18 protein-coding genes are annotated in these 19,705 nt (G+C 65.2%); 10 read left to right on the forward strand and 8 right to left on the reverse strand.

What is annotated here, in order from left to right:
* Positions 1-50 precede the first annotated feature (50 nt).
* From E5X34_RS04250 to E5X34_RS04270, 5 genes are all read left to right on the forward strand, one after another.
* Positions 51-986, forward strand: coding sequence for a glycosyltransferase family 2 protein (locus E5X34_RS04250; protein ID WP_292561439.1), 936 nt, complete (start codon positions 51-53; stop codon positions 984-986).
* 202 nt (positions 987-1,188) lie between these two features.
* Positions 1,189-2,280 carry a DNA topoisomerase IB gene (locus tag E5X34_RS04255; protein WP_292561441.1) on the forward strand — a complete coding sequence of 364 codons (1,092 nt, stop codon included), beginning with the start codon at positions 1,189-1,191 and terminating at the stop codon, positions 2,278-2,280.
* A gap of 111 nt (positions 2,281-2,391) precedes the next feature.
* A complete protein-coding gene (locus E5X34_RS04260) occupies positions 2,392-2,766 on the forward strand; it encodes a YciI family protein (protein ID WP_042640414.1) in 375 nt (124 codons plus the stop codon).
* Positions 2,763-4,037, forward strand: coding sequence for an RNA polymerase sigma factor (locus tag E5X34_RS04265; protein WP_292561443.1), 1,275 nt, complete (start codon positions 2,763-2,765; stop codon positions 4,035-4,037). The genes E5X34_RS04260 and E5X34_RS04265 overlap by 4 nt, the downstream gene beginning before the upstream one ends.
* A 183-nt stretch (positions 4,038-4,220) precedes the next feature.
* On the forward strand, positions 4,221-5,735 hold the full coding sequence (locus E5X34_RS04270; RefSeq protein ID WP_292561446.1) for an aldehyde dehydrogenase family protein: 1,515 nt from the start codon (positions 4,221-4,223) through the stop codon (positions 5,733-5,735).
* 50 nt (positions 5,736-5,785) lie between these two features.
* Here the strand turns inward: E5X34_RS04270 and ugpC are convergent, their stop codons facing one another.
* From ugpC to E5X34_RS04300, 6 genes are all read right to left on the reverse strand, one after another.
* Positions 5,786-6,862: a sn-glycerol-3-phosphate ABC transporter ATP-binding protein UgpC gene (gene ugpC / locus E5X34_RS04275; RefSeq protein WP_292561449.1), complete on the reverse strand. Its 1,077-nt coding sequence runs from the start codon at positions 6,860-6,862 to the stop codon at positions 5,786-5,788.
* On the reverse strand, positions 6,849-7,787 hold the full coding sequence (locus tag E5X34_RS04280; RefSeq protein ID WP_292561451.1) for a PfkB family carbohydrate kinase: 939 nt from the start codon (positions 7,785-7,787) through the stop codon (positions 6,849-6,851). The genes ugpC and E5X34_RS04280 overlap by 14 nt, the downstream gene beginning before the upstream one ends.
* The gene (locus E5X34_RS04285; RefSeq protein WP_292561638.1) at positions 7,787-8,803 is read right to left on the reverse strand and encodes an SIS domain-containing protein; all 1,017 of its coding nucleotides are present in this window, start codon (positions 8,801-8,803) and stop codon (positions 7,787-7,789) included. The genes E5X34_RS04280 and E5X34_RS04285 overlap by 1 nt, the downstream gene beginning before the upstream one ends.
* Before the next feature lie 2 nt (positions 8,804-8,805).
* Complete coding sequence (locus tag E5X34_RS04290) at positions 8,806-9,651, reverse strand: carbohydrate ABC transporter permease (protein ID WP_292561454.1); 846 nt, start codon at positions 9,649-9,651, stop codon at positions 8,806-8,808.
* Entirely contained in the window at positions 9,651-10,535 is an 885-nt protein-coding gene (locus E5X34_RS04295; RefSeq protein WP_126059657.1) for a carbohydrate ABC transporter permease, read from the reverse strand. Before E5X34_RS04295 ends, E5X34_RS04290 begins: the two co-directional genes overlap by 1 nt.
* 186 nt (positions 10,536-10,721) lie before the next feature.
* Positions 10,722-11,960, reverse strand: coding sequence for an extracellular solute-binding protein (locus E5X34_RS04300; RefSeq protein ID WP_292561456.1), 1,239 nt, complete (start codon positions 11,958-11,960; stop codon positions 10,722-10,724).
* A 221-nt stretch (positions 11,961-12,181) separates the two neighbouring features.
* Here E5X34_RS04300 and E5X34_RS04305 point away from each other — a divergent pair, with 221 nt between their 5' ends.
* On the forward strand, positions 12,182-13,384 hold the full coding sequence (locus E5X34_RS04305) for an ROK family transcriptional regulator (RefSeq protein ID WP_292561459.1): 1,203 nt from the start codon (positions 12,182-12,184) through the stop codon (positions 13,382-13,384).
* A 15-nt stretch (positions 13,385-13,399) separates the two neighbouring features.
* Here E5X34_RS04305 and E5X34_RS04310 read toward each other — a convergent pair whose 3' ends face one another.
* Both E5X34_RS04310 and E5X34_RS04315 read right to left on the reverse strand, forming a co-directional pair.
* On the reverse strand, positions 13,400-14,257 hold the full coding sequence (locus E5X34_RS04310; protein ID WP_292561461.1) for a hypothetical protein: 858 nt from the start codon (positions 14,255-14,257) through the stop codon (positions 13,400-13,402).
* A gap of 118 nt (positions 14,258-14,375) precedes the next feature.
* Positions 14,376-15,242 carry a hypothetical protein gene (locus E5X34_RS04315; protein WP_292561464.1) on the reverse strand — a complete coding sequence of 289 codons (867 nt, stop codon included), beginning with the start codon at positions 15,240-15,242 and terminating at the stop codon, positions 14,376-14,378.
* Between the two features lie 393 nt (positions 15,243-15,635).
* On the opposite strand from E5X34_RS04315, the gene E5X34_RS04320 reads away from it, so the two are divergent.
* The 4 genes from E5X34_RS04320 to E5X34_RS04335 all read left to right on the forward strand — a co-directional run bounded on the left by E5X34_RS04320 (position 15,636) and on the right by E5X34_RS04335 (position 19,700).
* A complete protein-coding gene (locus E5X34_RS04320; protein WP_292561642.1) occupies positions 15,636-16,469 on the forward strand; it encodes a GNAT family N-acetyltransferase in 834 nt (277 codons plus the stop codon).
* A gap of 126 nt (positions 16,470-16,595) precedes the next feature.
* Positions 16,596-17,366, forward strand: coding sequence for an SDR family oxidoreductase (locus E5X34_RS04325; RefSeq protein WP_292561467.1), 771 nt, complete (start codon positions 16,596-16,598; stop codon positions 17,364-17,366).
* Positions 17,367-17,440: 74 nt separating this feature from the next.
* Positions 17,441-18,202 (forward strand): SDR family NAD(P)-dependent oxidoreductase, encoded by a 762-nt coding sequence (locus tag E5X34_RS04330; RefSeq protein ID WP_292561470.1) that lies wholly within the window; start codon positions 17,441-17,443, stop codon positions 18,200-18,202.
* 244 nt (positions 18,203-18,446) lie between these two features.
* On the forward strand, positions 18,447-19,700 hold the full coding sequence (locus E5X34_RS04335; RefSeq protein ID WP_292561473.1) for a sarcosine oxidase subunit beta family protein: 1,254 nt from the start codon (positions 18,447-18,449) through the stop codon (positions 19,698-19,700).
* The last annotated feature ends 5 nt before the right edge of the window (positions 19,701-19,705 follow it).

Genomic DNA, 19,705 nt, shown 5'->3' on the forward strand with positions numbered 1-19,705 from the left:
GGGATTGACGGGGGGCGCGCCTGCGTGGGTGTGGTGTGCGGCGACAGGGTTTGGAAGAGGTCAGCATCATCATTGCGGCGCACAATGCCGCTCAGACAATTGCTCGGACGCTCGCTTCGCTGGCCTCGGAAAAGGAGGTCATCGGTGAAGTCCTGGTGGTCGACGATTGTTCCTCCGACGCCACCGCTGCCGTCGCCATGGAGACGGCGTTGCGGTTTGCCTTGCCGATGCGCGTCATCAAATCGAGCTGCCGCGACGCCGGCGGCTCCAGGAATCTGGCTCTGGAGCAGGCCCGTTGTCCCTGGATCTATATGATCGACGCCGATGATCTTCATCTGGAAGGCGGTCTGCGCGCGTTGCTGGCCAAGGCCGGCGCGCGATCAGGGATCGATCTGGTGGTCGGCGGCTTCCGTCGGCGGGTCGACGGCGAGGAGCGGTCGACCAAGATGCCGGGCGTCTACACAGCCAGCGGGCTTGCCAATGCCTGCGCCTATCTCGATGGGCGGATACGGTCGATTGCAGTCGGCAGCGCGCTGGTGTCGCGGCGGGTCATTGGCGAAACGAGATTCCCGGTCGGGCTTGCCTATGACGAGGACACGCTGTTTTGGGCGCGCGTCATCGCCAAGGCATCGGTTGCCGTCGTGAGACAACCGATCTTCATCTATTTCGTGTCTGCGGAGCGCTCCGACGATCTTTTCACGGTCAGATCTGCCGGGCGCTTTCTGGAATGGCGCCTGGCGCTGCGCCGGCTCCGGTCCTGCGGCATCGTGGAGCGGTCGCTGAAGGTCAGGGAAGGCCTCGTTGCCTTGAAAATCGCGCGCGTTCATTACGGGCGCGGCGATTTCGCCAAGGCGGCAAGATTCCTCAACGTGGCCGAGGCCGCGCCACGGGCGGGCGCGAACGCCTGGCGTTGCATGCGCTATCGATTGAAGGTCACGCTACGGCGCCGGTTCTCGGCGCCGGTCGCCCAACCGCAACGCGCCTGATGGCGTCGAGGCCGGGCCTCGCGACTATCTGGCAGCCGGCAATGGATCCTCAAGCCCATGCCGGCCGGTAATACTTCTCACCCATGTTGGTGATGGAAGGCTGTTGGATAGCGGACGTATCGGTCAGCCGGCAGGGCTGACGCCCTTCTGGAACAAGTCACCGGCGCGCGGCTTTATCTACGGGTCATTTCGCGGAGCCGGCATGTTACAGCATTTACAAGCGTCATCGGACCGTTTGGCGCGGGCCGAGGAAACCCGTAGGAACGGCAATCCCAGCTTGGCCGGGAGCACGTCGCTCAACTATGTAACCGATGCCGATCCCGGCATCCGCAGATTGAGGAAAGGCGCGGGATTCTCCTATCTAGGACCCGATGGCAGAGCCGTCGACGAAACGACGCTTGCCCGCATCAAGGCGGTCGTCATTCCGCCGGCCTGGACGGATGTGTGGATCTCGCCCGATCCGGACGGCCATATCCAGGCGACGGGCAGGGATCAGCGCGGTCGCAAGCAGTACCGTTACCATTCGCAATGGACCGAGGAACGCGACGGCGTCAAATATTCCAGCCTCGTCGCCTTCGCGGAAAGCCTGCCCGCCCTGAGGCGCCAGATCGATGCCGATCTGCGCCGGCGGGGACTGCCCCTGGAGCGGGTCGTTGCCTCGGTGGTCTGGCTGCTCGACAACACCATGATCCGCATCGGCAACGCGGCCTATGCGCGCGACAATAAGAGTTTCGGGCTGACCACGCTGCGCGACCGCCATGTCGAGATCAACGGCTCCAGCCTGCGCTTCGCCTTCAAGGGCAAGTCGGGCAAGGAATGGAAGCTGAAGCTGGTCGATCGCCGCATCGCCAAGGTCGTGCGCGGCGCGCAGGATCTGCCCGGGCAGAAGCTATTCCAGTATCTGGGTGAGGATGGCGACCGGCGGCCGGTGCGCTCGGAGGACGTCAACCGGTACATCCGCGAGGCTTCCGGCGCCGAATTCAGCTCAAAGCATTTTCGCACCTGGGGCGGCACCATCCATGCCGCGTCGCTGTTTGCCGGGACCGAGCTGCCGGAAAGCAAGACGCAACAAAACCGGGTGATCAACAGCGTCGTCGACAAGGTCGCCGAGCGATTGGGCAATACTCGTGCCGTCTGCCGCAAATGCTACATCCATCCGCTGGTGTTCGAGGCATGGACCGAGGGACGCCTGCTTGACGAGATGGCCGAAGCCAACAAGCGCAAACGGCTGATACAAGGCCTCGACGAGGAAGAAACGCTGGTGCTCAGATGGCTGCAGACGCATGGCGCCTGACGGTCAGGCGCGAGGGACAGCCAAGTCCGTGATTACCCGCCGAATTTTTTTATCGACCTTGTGTCGGGAAGGGTCCTAGTGTCGCGTCCTTTGATACGGAAAGGACCTGCCATGCTATACGCCATCCTCTGCTACGCCTCCGAAGACGTCGTCTGCTCCTGGAGCAAGGAACAGGACGACGAGGTCATGGCGAAGATCCTCGACGTGCAGGACAAATACGCCAAGGCCGGCCGGCTCGGGCCCGTGGCGCGCCTTTTGCCGACGACGGCCGCGACGACGCTCAGAAAGGTCAAGGGCGAGGCGGTCGTGCTCGACGGCCCGTTTGCAGAGACCAAGGAACAGTTCCTCGGCTTCTACACGCTCGAATGCCGCGACCTCGACGAGGCTGTCGAATTCGCCCGTGAGCTTTCCGAGGTCAATCCGAGCGGCGGCTCCTACGAGATCCGGCCGGTCTCGGTCTTCAATCCGACAAAGGTCGCGGTATGACGGACCTTGCCTGGATAAGCACGGCGATCAGCAACGCCCGTCCGCAGGCGATGGGCGCGCTGCTGCGCTATTTCCGCGACCTCGACGCCGCGGAAGAGGCTTTCCAGGACGCGTGCCTGAGGGCGCTGAAGAACTGGCCGAAGAACGGGCCGCCGCGCGATCCGGCGGCCTGGCTGATCTTCGTCGGCCGCAACAGCGGCATCGACGCGGTGCGCAAGCGTGCCAAGCAGGCGCCGATGCCGGAAGAGGACCAGATCTCCGATCTGGAGGATGCCGAGGGCGACATGGCCGAGCGGCTGGACGGCGCGCATTACCGCGACGACATCCTGCGGCTTCTGTTCATCTGCTGCCATCCGGATCTGCCGGCGACGCAGCAGATCGCGGTGGCGCTGCGCATCGTCTCCGGCCTCACCGTCAAGCAGATCGCGCGCGCCTTCCTGGTCGGCGAGAGCGCCATGGAGCAGCGCATCACCCGCGCCAAGGCGCGCATCGCGGACGCCGGCGTGCCATTCGAGACGCCGGGCGCGGTCGAACGCTCGGAACGGCTCGCCGCGGTCGCCGCGATGGTCTATCTGATCTTCAACGAAGGCTATTCGAGCAATGGCGGCGAGGCGCCGGCCCGCGCGCCGCTCTGCGAAGAGGCGATCCGGCTTACGCGTCTGCTGCTCAGGCTGTTCCAGGCCGAGCCGGAGATCATGGGGCTGACCGCGCTGCTTCTGCTGCAGCACGCGCGGGCGCCGGCGCGGTTCGATGAGCATGGCGAGATCATCCTGCTCGAGGATCAGGACCGCTCGCTGTGGAGCCGCAAGATGATCGACGAGGGCCTGGCGTTGGTCGACAAGGCGCTGCGCCACCGCAAGCCCGGCCCCTATCAGGTGCAGGCGGCGATCGCGGCGCTGCATGCGCGGGCGGCGACGGCCGAGGATACCGACTGGACCGAGATCGACCTGCTCTACGGCCTGCTGGAGCAGATGCAGCCGTCGCCGGTGGTGACGCTGAACCGCGCCGTCGCGGTCAGCAAGGTGCGCGGCCCGGAAGCCGCGCTTGCCATGATCGAGCCGCTGGAAGAGCGTTTGTCGGGCTATTTCCACTTCTTCGGGCTGCGGGGCGGGCTGCTGATGCAGCTCGGCCGCAACGAAGAAGCGCGCGTCGCCTTCGACCGCGCCATCGCCTTAGCCAACACCGCAGCCGAGGCGGCGCATATCCGCATGCATATCGATCGGCTGATCAAGGAAAGCAGCGAGCGGACTCCCGCCAAAAAAGCGCATTGATCCTCCGGCTACCCTCTGGCCCAATTTCGCGATCGAGCCTTGGACCATGCCGGGGTGGCGGTTTTTCCCCGAAACGAGTAATGCCACGCCATCAAAGCGCCCAGGCGTCTCCTGTCGGAACGTCAAGGATATGGCGCATGGCTGCATTCCCACCCTTCGAGGTGGAACCTGAAAGGGACAAAAATGACGTTAGCGAAGGAAACGGCTTCACTTCTTGAGAAACTCGGCGTCGCCAAGGAGGCGCTTTCCGGCGGCGACCTCGTCGTGCACAGCCCGGTGACGGGCGAAGAGATCGCGGCGCTGAAGCAGATTTCGGCGGCGGACGCCGGCAAGGCCATCGATGCCGCGCACAAGGCCTTCCAGGCCTGGCGCCTGGTGCCGGGCCCGAAGCGCGGCGAACTGGTGCGGCTGCTGGGCGAAGAACTGCGCGCGCATAAGGACGAGCTCGGCCGGCTGGTGTCGATCGAAGTCGGCAAGATCCCGTCCGAGGGTCTCGGCGAAGTCCAGGAGATGATCGACATCTGCGATTTCGCCGTCGGTCTTTCCCGCCAGCTCTATGGCCTCACCATCGCCACCGAACGCCCCGGACATCGCATGATGGAGACCTGGCATCCGCTCGGCGTGGTCGGCGTGATCTCGGCCTTCAATTTCCCGGTCGCGGTGTGGTCGTGGAATGCAGCGCTTGCCTTCGTCTGCGGCGATGCGGTGGTGTGGAAGCCGTCGGAAAAGACGCCGCTGACCGCGCTTGCCTGCGAGGCGATCTTCAAGCGCGCCGCACGGCGCTTCGGCGCCGATGCGCCGGCGGGTTTGCTGCAGGTGCTGATCGGTGACCGCGTCGCCGGCGAGGTGCTGGTCGACCACCCGAAGGTGCCGCTGGTCTCGGCCACCGGCTCGACCCGCATGGGCCGCGAGGTCGGTCCTCGGCTCGCCAAGCGCTTTGCCCGCGCGGTGCTGGAGTTGGGCGGCAACAATGCGGGCATCGTGACGCCTACCGCCGATCTCGACATGGCGCTGCGCGCGATCGCCTTCGGCGCCATGGGCACCGCCGGGCAGCGCTGCACGACGCTGAGGCGCCTCTTCGTGCATGACAGCGTCTATGACGCTTTGCTGCCGCGGCTGAAGAAGGCCTATCAGAGCGTCTCGGTCGGCAATCCGCTGGAAGGCAAGGCGCTGGTCGGTCCGCTGATCGACAAAGCGGCCTTCGACAACATGCAGAAGGCGCTGAAGGAGGCCGAGGCGCATGGCGGCAAGGTGACGGGCGGCGCGCGCCTCGAAAACGGTCATCCGGACGCCTATTACGCGCATCCGGCGCTGGTCGAGATGCCTGCCCAAGTCTCGCCGGTGACGGAAGAGACCTTCGCCCCGATCCTCTATGTGATGAAATATTCCGATTTCGACGAAGCGCTCGAATTGCACAATGCCGTGGGCGCCGGCCTGTCGTCGTCGATCTTCACCCGCGACCTGCAGGAATCGGAGCGCTTCCTCGGCGTCGACGGCTCGGATTGCGGCATCGCCAACGTCAATATCGGCACTTCCGGCGCCGAGATCGGCGGGGCATTCGGCGGCGAGAAGGAGACCGGCGGCGGCCGCGAGAGCGGCTCGGACGCCTGGAAGGCCTATATGCGTCGCGCCACCAACACGGTGAATTTTTCCAAGGCGCTGCCGCTCGCGCAAGGCGTGTCGTTCGACATCGATTGAAACAAGCGAGCGGTTCGGCTTGGAGAAACCGAACCGCTCGCTGTTGCTCCTCAGAAAGCCTTGCCGGTCGCCAGGTCGAACAGGCGCAACGCGTCTTCGTCGAAGGCAAACGCGCATCGCTCGCCCTTTGCAACACGGGCTTGCGGCGGCAGGGTTGCCGTCAGCCTTTGTGCGCCGATCCGGGCGGTGGTGACCTGTTCGGGGCCGGTCAGTTCGACGACGTCGATCTCGACCGGCAGCGACAAGTCGGCGCCGCTGTCCGGACCGAGGCGGAGCGTTTCGGGCCTGATCCCGACCACGACCGAAGCACCGTCGCGGACGGCGTTGGCGTAGCGTTCCGGCAGCGCCAGACGCGCATCCGTGCCGGTGATGGCGAGCTTGCCGTCCTCGACGGTGGCTTCCAGCATGTTCATCGCCGGCGCGCCGACGAAGCCGGCGACATAGAGCGTTGCCGGCTGGTTGTAGATTTCTTCCGGGGTGCCCAGCTGCTCGATGCGGCCGTCGCGCATGACGGCGATGCGGGTTGCCAGCGTCATCGCCTCGATCTGGTCGTGGGTGACATAGACGACCGTGGTCTTGAGCATCTCATGCAGGCGCTTCAATTCGGTGCGCATTTCCAGGCGCAGCTTGGCGTCCAGATTGGAGAGCGGCTCGTCGAACAGGAAGACCTGCGGCTTGCGCACCAGCGCCCTGCCGATGGCGACGCGCTGGCGTTGGCCGCCGGACAACTGGCCGGGCTTGCGATCGAGCAGGGCCTCGATGTGCAGGAGTCTCGCGGTCTCGCGCACCGCCTTATCGCGCTCGGCGGCGGGCACCTTGCGCATCTCCAGGCCGAAACCGATATTGCGGCTGACGGTGAGGTTCGGATAGAGCGCGTAGGACTGGAAGACCATGGCGATGTCGCGGTTCTTCGGATGCACGCCAAGCACCGAACGGCCGCCGATCAGCACGTCGCCGCTGGTTGCTTCGGCAAGGCCAGCGATGATGTTGAGCAAAGTGGACTTGCCGCAGCCGGACGACCCGAGCAACACCAAGAATTCGCCGTTTTCGAGCGCGATGTCGATGCCTTTCAGCGTCTCGACGCTGCCGTAATTCTTGCGGACATCGCGGATCTCAAGCGCGCTCATGGACGGCATCCTCGAATTGGGTCGGCCCGCCATAGTCGCGGGGCAAGGTTGAGATGGCGCGCGAGGCCACGCGGATGGCGGCGGACAGGCACATTTCAAGGGAGCGTCCGTGTGCCAGGGCGGCCAGGAAGGCGGCGTTGAAGACGTCGCCGGCGCCGATGGTGTCGACGACAGCGACGCGCGGCGCCGGCACTTCGATGAGGTTGCCCTCGGCGCCGATGGCGATCGCGCCGTCCGGTCCGCGTTTGACCACGACGATCGCCCCGTCCTTCATGCCGTCGCGGATCTTGCGCGCGGCCGCTACGGGACTTGCGAGGCCGGCCAATGTCGTCGTCTCGACCTCGTTGAAGAGCGCCAGTTCGCAGCGCGACAGCCAGCCGCGCGCCGCCGCGCAGTTCGCCTCAGTCCAGCCGTCGATCGGCCATCCCGTGTCGAGCGCGACGGCGATGCGGTTCGCTTCGGCCCAGTCGAAGAGCGCGCCATAGTCGCGCGTAAGATCCTCGGTGAGAAAGGAACCGCTGAGCAGCGCATAGCCGCCGGCGAGCCGGTTGCCGTCGAGCACCGAAAGCACATCGTCCAGGCTGAAACGGGGCAGGTGGCCGCGCGTGGTGAAGAAGGTGCGCTCGCCATCGGGATGGGTCATGCCGACCGACAATGTGGTGCCTTCGGGACGAACCGGCCATTTCTGCGCGCGGTGCCCGAACGCCTCGCGCAGCCAGCGCCCGAACTGGTCGTCGCCGAGATTGGCGGCGATCTCGAAGTCGATGCCCAGCGCCTGCCAGGCAAGCGCGGTGTTGCCGGCCTGGCCGCCGACGCGCAAATCGTCATGATCGACGACGGTCTCGGTGCCGGCCTTCGGCCACGGCGCGACCGGGCCGACGATCAGGTCGACATTGACGTTGCCGATCACCGCGAGCGGCCGCATCATTCGCTCCGGGTGATCTTGGTGGTGCGCACCGGCGTCCCGGCATTCTCGACGCGGCTGTCGGCGAAGGCGATCATCAGGCGCTGCGCAACCGGCAGCATGGTAAAGATCGCCGCCAGTCCGGAGGCGGATTTGAAGGCCAGGGTCACGGCGCCTGCTACCGGCGGCTTGCCCGAAGCGTCGAACACGATCAGCGGCGCGCCGGTCTCGACGACGGACAGGGCCATCGCGGTGACGAGGTCGGCGGTCGGATCGTTGCCACGGAAAAGGACGACGCCGATCTTCGGCCCGAGCATTTCCATCGGCCCGTGGCGAAGCTGGCCGCCCTCGAGGGAAAAGCAGGGCAGGCGTGACAGTTCAGTGAGGCCGAGCGCAAGCGCTTCAGCCACGCCTTGCAGCTTGCGGCCGGAGGTGACGATGGTCGCGACCTTGCTCAGCGCTGCCAAGGCTGCATCGATCTCGACCGTTTCAGGCGCCTTGAGCGCTGCGAGCGCGGCGGCGGGGTCTTCGCCAAGCGCTGCGAGGATCGCCAGATGTAGAGCGAAGGTCACGGTCAGGCTGCGGGTCGCGGCAAAGGCAAGCTCGGTGCCGCCGGCGCCGACGAGGCAAGTCACCGTGCGGCCAAGGAAGGAGCCGGCCTCTAGCGTCAGCCCGAAGGTGTCAGCCTGCGGAACCGCTTCGGAGAACCAGCGCAGCACCTCGGCGCTTTCGCCGGACTGCGAGGTCACGATCACCGTCTTGCCGGCAAGCGGCAATGGCTGCCCGAGCTGCTCCGACAGCGGCAGCGCGATGGCGTCGATGCCATGCGCGCGGTAAAGCGGCTCGACGGCGCGGGCGACGGAATGCGAGGCGCCCATGCCGAGCAGGACGAGCCCGCCGGTCTTGCTGATGGAGGCGGCGACCTTGGCGGCTGCCTCCCGATTGCTCTCGAACGAGGCGAGCGCATCCTCATGCTGGCGCGCCATCTCGCGGTCGATCGCAAGCAGGCCGGATGGACGTGGTTTTTGAGCAGTCATCATTATCCTTTCACGCCGCCGCTGGTGAGGCCCGAGATCAGCGCGCGCTGCATGACGAGGCCGATCAGCACGGGCGGCAAGGCCGCAAGCACGCCGGCGGTGGCGATCAGTCCGTAATCGGAGACGCGGCCGCCGGCGAGATCGGCGATGGCGACCGTCAGCGTCCTCGCCCGCTGGTCCGAGGTGAAAAGCAGGGCGTAGAAGAACTCGTCCCAGGCGAGCAGCACGGCAAACAGCGCTGATGTCGCGACCACAGGCGCCGCCAGCGGCAAGGTTATGATGCGCCAGGTCTGGAGCAGCCCCGCTCCGTCGATCATCGCCGCGGCCTCGATCTCGCGCGGGATGGAATCGAAACCCGATTTCATCAGCCAGGTGGTGAAGGGCGCCAGGATGGTCAGATAGATCAGCGCCAAGCCGAAGACGTTGTTGAGCAGGCCGAGCCAGGACAGGCCCATATAGAGCGGCACGGAGAGCGCCACCGGCGGCAGCATATAGGTGGCGATCACCATCGACAGCGACCAGCCGACCGAAGGCGTGCGCGAGACGGCCCAGCCGGCCGGCACGGCAAGGATGATCGCAGCGAGGGTCGCCATGCCGGCGACTTCCAGGCTGTTGCGCAACGACGACGTGAAGGCCGCGCCGGCGCTGTTTTCGGCCGTCGACAGGAGTTGCGCGTAGCGCGAGAACTCGGCCGCCTGCGGCCACCAGCGTAGCGGCTTGGCGGCGAGGTCGGCCGCCGGCGATATGCTCATGACGAAGAGCCAGGCGAGCGGGGCCAGGATCACGGCGGCAAGCAGGAGGGCGCAAACGTAGACGAAGGCGGTGAAAACCGGGTTCTTGCGTTCCATCAGGTAGCGCTCCCCGCGGTCTTCCTCACCAGCGTCGCATAGGCGACGGCAAGAACGGTGACGAGCAAGGTGACGATCAGCGCCAGCGACGCGCCGGAGCCGGCGCGCTGGAAGGAGAAGGCCTCCTGATAGACGAGGATCGATAGCGAGCGCGTGCTGTTGGCCGGACCGCCGCGGGTCATCACCCAGATGATGTCGAAGACCTTGAAGGCCTCGATGGTGCGCAGCACCAGCGCCACCATCAGCGGGCCGGCGAGATAGGGCAGGATGACGAAGCGGAAGCGGTTGAACGGCCCGGCACCATCGACAAGCGCGGCGGCGGTGATGTCGCGCGGCACGGCCTGCAGGGCGGCGAGCGCAATCAGCGCAACAAGCGGAAAATTCTTCCAGCAGTCGGCGACGATCAGCGCCGCAAGCGCCGTGCCCGGTTCGCCCAGCCAGGAGCGATAGTCGTCGATCAGGTGGAGCTGTGTCAGCGCCGCGTTCAGCGCGCCATATTCCGGATTGTAGATCAGCCGCCAGAGCGTGGCGTTGACGACGGTGGGCAGCGCCCAGGGCAGGATCATCAGCCCGCGCAGCACGGCGCGGCCACGGAATTCCTGGTTGAGCAGAAGGGCCGCCAGCACGCCAAGCACCATCTCGGCGGCGACCGAGACGACCGCGAACCAGGTGGTGGTCGAGAGCGTGCGGGTGAAGTTCGAACTCGTCAGCATTTTGGTGTAGTTGTCGAAGCCGACGTAGTTGCCCGCCGTGCCGACCAGCTGGGCGTCGGTGAAGGAAAGCCTGACCGTATCGACCAATGGCCAGCCGATGACGGCGACCATGATCACCAGCAGCGGCAGCATCAGCAGCCACGCGCGAGTCGTCATCCAGGTGCCTGACATAAGAGGCGCCTCTTTCCCTTCATCCGGTCAGAGCGGTTCACCGTTTCAAGGAAACGGCGAACCGCTCTATCTCTTTGTTTAACGCAATTCCGGACGGAAAACCGCTTCACACTTTTCCTGGAATTGCTCTCCAAATAGCACGGGCGGCGCTCGTGGATGAGGCCGCCCGCGTCGAGGAATGCCAGATCAGAGGCCGCTGTTTTCGGCGGCGGTCTTGAGCGCGTCTTCCGGCGTCGTCTGGCCAAGCAGCGATTCCTGGATCGCCTGCTGCAGGGCCGTCGACAGCTGCTGGTATTTCGGCGTGGTCGGGCGCGGATACATGGCGGCGAGACCGAGCTTGGCGGCGGCGATCAGCTCTTCCTGGCCCTTGGTGACGGCCGGATCGTCATAGGACGAGGCCCAGATCGGCAGCGAGAGCTTGGCGTACTGGTTCTGCGTCGCTTGCGAGGTCATGAACTCGATATATTTCCAGGCTTCGTCGGGGTGCTTCGACACCGCCGTGATGCCAAGACCCATCGAGCCGTTGACGGCCGAGACCTCGCTGGTGCCGGCAACACCCGGCGCCGGCACGACGCCGACCTTGCCGGCGATCTTGGAGTCCTTCGGATCGTTGGCCATGTTGTACATGTAGGTCCAGTTCAGCGCGAAGGCCGCATCGCCGTTCTCGAACACCTTGCGGACATCCTCTTCGAGGAATTCCTTGGAGTTCGGGTTGGTGAGGCCGGACTTGTAGCTGTCGACCATGTATTTCAGCGCCGATAAGCCACCGCCATTCTGGAAGTCGGGCTTGCCGTCCTTGAGGAACTCGCCGCCATAGGCGCTGACCAGTGTGGTGTAGTCGCAGACAGCGGCTTCAGCCTGTGACCAGCTCCAGGCGATCGGCGTCTTCAGCAGCCCCTTGTCCTTGATGATCTTGGCCTGCTGGCCGAGCTCTTCCCAGGTCTTCGGCGGGGCCTTGATGCCGGCCTTCTCGAGGATTTCCTTGTTGTAGAACAGATATTTGGTGTCGAGGATCCACGGCATGCCATAGTACTTGCCGTCATATTGCACGGTGGTCCAGGCACCGGGCAGCACGCCCTTCTTCATGTCGTCGGTGATCTTCGAGGATACGTCGACCAGCACCTTGTTGGTCGCGTATTCGGCCGGCCAGATCACGTCGAACAGCACCACGTCATAGCCACCGCCCGAGCCTTGGGCGAGCACGGTCTTGTCGTGCAGGCCTTCATAGGGAACGAATTCGAGGTTCACCTTGACGTCCGGGTTGGCCTTGGTGAAGGCCTCCGTCATGGAGCGCACGTCGGCCTCGCTATAAGCGGCCTGAGCCATGAAGAGGGCGTTCAAGGTGGTCTCGGCGAAGGCGTGGGGGACGAACAGCCCGCCGAAGAACACCGCGCCCAGAAGTGTCTTACCGATCGATTTCAGCATTTGTCTTTCTCCCATTTCGACAGCTGCAAGTGGGCGGCGAAGCTTATGCCGCCGCTTTCTCGAATTATCGCGTGTGACCGGATCTGTCCTGAACGGCGCGCGGCGGGAGCTTGAGGCTTTGCCGTCTTCTTGTGGAGCCGCCCGGGTTTCACCTATTAAGTCAATTCGCTTGACTTAATTAGTCGATCAATCCTTTAATGGAGTCAAGAGGGGAAAAGACGGTGCACGATATCAGCCCGATCCGCGCCAAGAGCGGCACCAACCAGGAAGGCACCAGCGCGCACAACCGCCGTGTCATGATCGAGGCACTGCGGCTCAACGGCGCGCTGTCGCGTGCCGACCTGGCGCGGGCGACGCAGCTTACCAAGCAGGCGGTTTCCAACATCATCGAGGATCTCGAGCGCGATGGACTGGTTGTCGCGCTGGACGCGGTGCGCAAGGGCAGGGGGCAGCCCTTCACACCCTACCGGCTTGTGCCCGAGGGCGCCTTCGCCATCGGGCTGCAGATCGACCGGCATTTGACGCGCGTGGTGGTGGTCGACCTCGTCGGCAAGGTCATCGCGCGCGCCGAGGCAGGTCTGCCGCTCGACGAGCCATCAGCCGGCGTCAAGACCATCCTCGGCCTGGTCGACCGCGTCAGGCGCGAGCTGGCTTCCTTGTTCGCCCAGTCCGAGCGGCGGCTGGTCGGATTGGGCGTTGCCATGCCGGGGCCGTTCGGGCTGAAGGAATCCGACGACACATGGATGATGCCTGCCTGGCAGCAATTCCCGCTGCTCGAGACGCTTGCCGCCGGCACCGGACTGGATGTCGGGCTGCAGAATGACGCGGCGGCCTGTGCAACGGCGGAGCGCATTGTCGGCGCCGCGCATGGCGTCGATCACGCGGTCTGCCTTTATGTCGGCTACGGCATTGCCGCCGGGCTGATCCTCAATGGCGAGCTCTACAATGGCGGCAACGGCAATGCCGGCGAGATCGGCAGGGCGCTGCTGTCGCCGGGCGGTCCAGGCTCGACGCCATTGGAACATCGCGCCTCGCTCGCCTCGCTCTACCAGCATCTCGGCCTCGACCCCGCCGAGAGGGGGCTTTACGAAAAGCTCGGCGCGCTGGCGCTCGCGCAGGACGCAAGGGTCATGGGCTGGGTCGAAAGAGCCGCCTCCGACCTGCGCTGGAGCGTGCATCTGATCGAAACGATCTTCGATCCGCAAACCGTCATCCTCACCAGCAGCGCGCCAGAGGCGCTGGCCCGGCTTCTGCAGCAGGCCATGCATCCGCTTCTGCCGTCGATCGCGGATCGGCCCGCCCGCCGCCTGCCACGGCTGCAACTGGGCACCACCGATCCCTGGGCGATCGCGGTGGGCGCCGCGGCCGAACCGATCAGCCGGGCCTTCGATCCGCGCTTTTCCGCCATCCTGAAGGCCGGATAGAAAGCGGAAGGCGGCTCAGCTGGTCGTCACGCTGGCGGCGAAAGCCGCGTCGATGATGGCGAGCTTGACCGCCTGCGCGGTGAGGTACTCGCCGTAGAATTCACTCGAGATCCACATGACGGAATGGCCGCGCCGGCCAAGCCAACCGATGCTGCCGAGCGCCTCGGCGTCGCGCAGCTTGCGCGCAAGGTGGGTACGCGACAGCTTCAGCCACCTGGAGAAGTCGCCGATCGACAGCACGCCGGTCGGGATGCGTTCCTGGCCGGCATCCTGTGGGTCGATGCCGGCGATCAGCCAATCCATGACGACGCCGCCATTGTTGAGCCACGTGAACAGCGAAAAAGTCTGTTGCGGCTCCCGCACCGGCACCGAGGAGATCAGCCCATCCGCGATCAGCGGCTGCACCCGCGCCAACAGTTGCGGCCGTGCCTGGAACGTTTCCAGCCGGCTCCCGCCGTCAAGAGCATCAAGCGTGCTCAGATGCATATGAATCCACCCGATCAACGGCTCCAGGGTTATGGCGGGCAGGTGCAAGGGGCGAATGCGGCCGTCGTCGGCCATTGGACCGACTTCGATGAAATTATAGTGCTGCATTTCCTTGATGAAGGCATGGGCCGTGTTTCGGCTTGCCACGACATGCTGAACGGTGACGTCGACAAAACGCGCCGCCGTCAGTTCCTTCCGGTAGTCGCTGGGATCCCTGCGGAAATGGAGGGCAAGACCGATATGCGCCATCAGCCAGCGCTGCTGGGTGGCAAAGACCGAGGACGCGCGCGGGTTTCCCTCATAGGCCTGCTGCATCGCCCGGGCCTGTGCCTGGACGGCGGCATTCAGCGCCGGATGACCGGCAATGTCTTCGAAGTTCAGCGCCATCCCCCCAGACTCCGCCAAATATCGCAGTGTGCGGATGCGGATAGCAGTTTTGGCGGGCGCCTGCCAGCACAACCAGCGGTATTTGTCGGCTGGATCCGAGAAGCGGCCGTTGCGCCGGTCAGCTCTCGTCCGCCTGGGACAAACTGTCGTCGAAAGCCAGGTCGACGACGGCGAGCTTGGACGTCTGCATGACCATGTATTCGTCGAAGAACTGGCGTGAAACCCACATGACGGAATGACCGCGCTGGCCGATCCAGCCGATGCTGCCAAGCGCCTCGGCATCATTGAGTTTCCGCGCCAGGTGGGTGCGTGACAGCTTCAGCCAGTGCGCGAACTCGCTGACCGAGATGACGCTGGTCGGTATCCTGTCGAGATGAACGTCCTCCGGATCGATACCGGACATCAGCCAGTCCATGACGATGCCGCCATTGTTTAGCCAGATAAACAACGAGAAAGTCCGCCCAGGCTCGCGCACGCCCTCGCTGGCCAGCAATCCGTCGGCGATGAGCGGCTGCAACCTGGACAGCATCCCGGGTCGATCGAGGAAAGTTATCAGCCGGTTTCCGCCATCTATGCGGTCGAGCGTCCTCAGATGTGCGTGGATCCAGCCGGTGAAGGTTTCGATGGTGCCTTCGGTGACCCGCATTGGGTGGGCGCGGCCGTCACCGCTGGCCGAAATATACTCGGCGATGTTGTAGCGAAGCATCTCCTTGACGAAGGCCTCGGCCGTGTTGCGGCTGGCCAGGGAATAGCGGCGTACGACCTCGATGAACCGCGCCATCGTCATGTCGGTGCGGCGGTCATTGGGATCGCGCCGGAAATGCAAGGCCAGACCGGCGTGACCGAGCAGCCAGCGCTGCTGGGTGGCGAACACGGCAGCCAGCCGCGGACTTGTTTCGTATATGTGGATGAGCGCGCGCGCCTGCTCCTGGATACAGCGAAGCGCTGCCGGATGATGGGCGATCTCTGCGGCAACCAGCGGCATTTCCTGCGGTACTCCAGGCGATTTTCGAAGAACGGCAAATGAAGATTCCCAGTGTTCACCGGTTGTGTCCAGTTGCCTATTGGAACAACGAACGATCAAGCGACGCGTTTGTTGCTAACTCGTTGCATCGGTTCGGGAAACCCGTCACCAATAATTGTCCGGCCGGCAGCCGTGCGTTGAATTGACGAGCCCCGTCAAGCAGACATAGGTTCCGCGCATCGGGGCTGCGGGGAGCGCTTTCCCGGGAAAAAAGAAACAAGGACAGGGTCTGGCGCCCGATGCGCGGCATCGGCGGTGGCAACTGAAGTTCTCGTGTGGACTTTGCAGCGTGGAAGCGGCTAGCTATCCTGATGCTTCGACGCCGCTTGCCGAGGCCGCCCGGGTGAAATAATGATGCCGAGAACAATCCGGACACTGACCGCCAGCGAAGTGGAAACGCTCGTCGACTGGGCGGCTGGAGAGGGCTGGAATCCAGGCATCGGCGATGCCGCGGCGTTCCGGACAGCCGATCCCGACGGGTTCATCGGCGCTTTCGTCGGCCAAGAGATGGTGGCCGGCATTTCGGCCGTCGCATACGGCCCGGGCTTCGGCTTCATCGGCCTCTATATCTGCCGGCCCGACCGGCGCGGCGAAGGCCATGGCAAGGCGGTCTGGGATGCCGGCATGGCACGCCTGGGCAACCGTATCATCGGTCTCGACGGCGTGGCCGAGCAGCGGGCCAACTACCAGCGCATGGGCTTCGTGCCCGTCTATGAAACCGTCCGCTACAGCGGTCGCCCCGCCGGATTGCCGGAGGGTGGCGACATACGGCCAGTGACGGCCGGCGACATGGCCGGGATACTCGCCTATGATCGCCAGCGTTTCCCGGCGCCGCGGGAAGCCTTCCTCCGGGAGTGGCTGCGGCAGCCCCGGATTGCGCTGCTCTGTGGCGGATCGGCCGGCATTGCCGGCTATGGCGTGGCCCGCCGATGCCGGGAAGGCTTCAAGGTCGGACCGCTGTTTGCCGACAGGACGGACCTTGCCCTGGCGTTGCTGGCGGACCTTGCAGGGAGGATCGGCAACAACACATTGCATATCGACGTGCCGGCCAGCCAGGTTCAATTCACCGCCATGCTTCAGGCCGCCGGCATGATTCCGGGCTTTGCGACGACACGCATGTACAAGGGCGGCAAACCCGGCAATGCCCCGTCGACAGTTTTCGGCATCACGACGCTCGAGCTGGGATGATCGGGGGCCGGCGAAGCCACTGAGGTCATTGTTTTTGCCTGGCTGGTCCATGCGACAGGGCCACATGACGTGATCTAGGGACATGGTGTGCCCTTGCCGGGTGCTGCGTGGCGTGGAGGTTGTCGAATGGCTGGCAGGACGGTTCTGATCGCCGGAGGCGCCGGGGGCATGGGGCTTGCGGCCGGACTGCGCCTCGCGGCCGACGGTGAGCGGATCGCGCTCGCCGACCTTCCCGGTCCCAAGCTCGACGCAGCCGTGGCCAAGATTGTCGCGACCGGGGCGGATGCGGTGGGTTTGCCGCTCGACATCCGCTCCGTCGCTGCCTGCCGCGACGTGGTGGCCAAGGCCAGGGACTGGGGCGGCGGCATAGACATCCTGGTCAACGCCGCCGGCGTCTGGCTCGAGGGGCCGGCGAGCGGGATCGAGGAAGATCAGTGGGACCTTGTGCTGGACGTCAATCTCAAGGGAGCGTTCTTCCTGATCTCGGCGGCTGTCCCGCATCTGGCGGCGGCGCAAGGGGTGATCGTCAACATCGCGTCCGACGCCGGGCTCGTCGGCAACAACGGGGCGGCCGTCTATTGCGCCTCGAAGGGCGGGCTGGTTCTGCTGACCAAGGCTCTCGCGCTGGAACTCGCCCCGCAAGGCATCAGGGTCAACGCCGTTTGCCCCGGCGACACGGCGACGCCGATGATCGACTATCAGGCCAGGACTTATGGTGGGGACGATCCTGACGGCTACAAGCGCCGGCTTCTCGGGCACTATCCGCAAGGGGGCAAAGCAAGGTTCATTCAGGTGGAAGAGATTGCATCCTTCATCCACTACCTCTGCCAGCCGGGCGCGGCGCCGATCACCGGGGCCGCGCTGTCGATCGATTTCGGCGTCAGCGCCGGCTATTGAAAGAGCCTGGGCGGTTTTCGTCGCGGGTATGATTGCCCGCGTCGGCATGCCGGCATTCCAATCGTGGAGAGAAAATGATCGTCTTCCGCAAATCCCGCAGGGCGCTGGTGACCGGCGCGGGCGCCGCCGACGGCATCGGCGTAGCGGTCGCGCGGGCGCTGGGCGAGGCCGGCCTTTCGGTCGTCATCACCGCTTCGTCCGCGCGCGTCGAGCAGCGGGCCGGGGAATTGCGGGCGGAGGGGCTCGACGTCCGCGCCGTTATGGCCGACCTGACGGTTTCGGGCGATGTCGAGCGCTTGTGCTCGCAGGCCGGCGAAATCGACGTCCTCGTCAACAATGCCGGGATGGGTACGGTCGCGCAGCCGGCGTTGCAGCGGCGGTTTGTCGAGCTCAGCGAAAGCGATTGGGACCGCGGCATCGACGTCAGCCTCAAGACCGCGTTCCTGAGCACGCGCGGATTCCTGGCCGGCATGGTGCAGCGCGGCCATGGGCGCGTGGTCAACATGGCCTCGGTGACCGGACCTTACGTATCCAATGAAGGCGAGGCTGCCTATTCCGCGGCCAAGGCCGGCATGGTCGGGCTGACGCACGCGCTCGCACTGGAGGTTGGCCGCAGCGGCGTCACCGTCAACGCCGTGGCGCCGGGCTGGATCGCGACTGGAGCCTCGACGGCGGAGGAACTCGCCGCTGCCCGCAACACGCCGCTCGGGCGCGCGGGCAGTCCCGAGGAAGTCGCCGCCGCCGTGCTGTTTTTGGCGTCGGACGGAGCCAGCTATGTCAACGGTGCCGTTCTCGTCGTCGACGGCGGCAACATCCTGCAGGAACGCAGGGGATAATAAGGCGGAGGAGCGACGGGCGTCGCTTGGCCGCATCGCTGCCGCTTTGAATGGACATAGGTGTACATTCGCGCTAGATATGAGCTTCGCGCTGCCGGTTCGCGGTTCGGCGGTCAATGGCAAGGCGAGTGTCCAGGGGGCGAGTGTCCAGGGGGCGATTGATGCACAAGCTCGGGCTGCAGACAGGGCGGTCAAGCCTTTACGATGAAGCGACATGCCCGACCCGTGAGGGCGGCTTCGACGCATGACGAGACATTATTCGGCGCTTTCGCTCTTCAAGGAAGGCCTCGCTGGTCAGACTGGATGGGTGAAGGCCTGGCGCTCACCCGATCCGAAGCCGCGCTATGACGCCGTCATCATCGGGGGCGGGGGGCACGGCCTGGCGACGGCCTACTATCTCGCAAAGAATCACGGGGTCACCAACGTGGCCCTGCTGGAGAAGGGCTGGATCGGCGGCGGCAACACCGGCCGCAACACCACCGTGGTGCGCTCCAACTACTTCTATCCTGAAAGCGCCGCGATCTACGGGCTGGCGCACAGCCTCTACAAGACGCTCTCGAAGGATCTGAACTACAACGTGATGTTTTCCGCGCGCGGCATCCTCACACTCGCGCACAGCGAAGCGGCAATGGAAACCGCGGCGCGGTCCGTCAACGCCATCCAGGTCAACGGCATCGATTGCGAACTGTTCTCGGTCGAGGACGTGCGTCGCGTCGTGCCGATCTACAATTTCAGCCCGGACGCCCGCTTTCCGGTCTATGGCGGCACCTGGCAGCCAAGCGGCGGCACCGCCCGCCACGACGCCGTCGCCTGGGGCTATGCGCGCGCGGCAAGCCGCCTTGGTGTCGACATCATCCAGAATTGCGAGATCACCGACTTCATCATCGAAGGCGGTCGGTGCCGCGGTGTCGTCACCTCGCGCGGCGCGATCCGGGCCGAGCGCACAGGCATGGCGGTGGCCGGCCATTCTTCGGTGCTGGCGGCCAAGGCGGGGTTCCGGCTGCCGGTCAATTCCTATGCGCTGCAGGCCTGCGTGTCCGAACCGGTCAAGCCGATCATCGACACGGTGGTGATCTCGCCGGACACGGGCGTCTATGTCAGCCAGTCGGACAAGGGCGAACTGGTGATCGGCGGCGCGCTCGACCGCATCCCCTCCTACGGCCAGCGCGGCAACCTGCAGGTGCTGGAAGGCGTCATCGCCGGCATGCTCGAAATGTTCCCGATCTTCGGTCAGCTGAAGATGATGCGGCAATGGGCCGGCATCGTCGATGTTGTCCCGGATTCCTCGCCCATCATCGGCGAGTCGCCGCTGCCCGGCCTGTTCCTCAATTGCGGTTGGGGCACGGGTGGCTTCAAGGCGATCCCCGCCGGCGGCACGCTGCTTGCCCATCTGCTTGCCACCGGCCAGCACCACGACATCAGCCGGCCCTTCGATCTCGACCGCTTCGCCCGCGGCCGCCTGATCGACGAGGCCGCCGGCTCCGGCATTGCGCATTGAAGGTG

The sequence above is a fragment of the Mesorhizobium sp. genome (assembly GCF_004963255.1).
Lineage (GTDB): Bacteria > Pseudomonadota > Alphaproteobacteria > Rhizobiales > Rhizobiaceae > Mesorhizobium.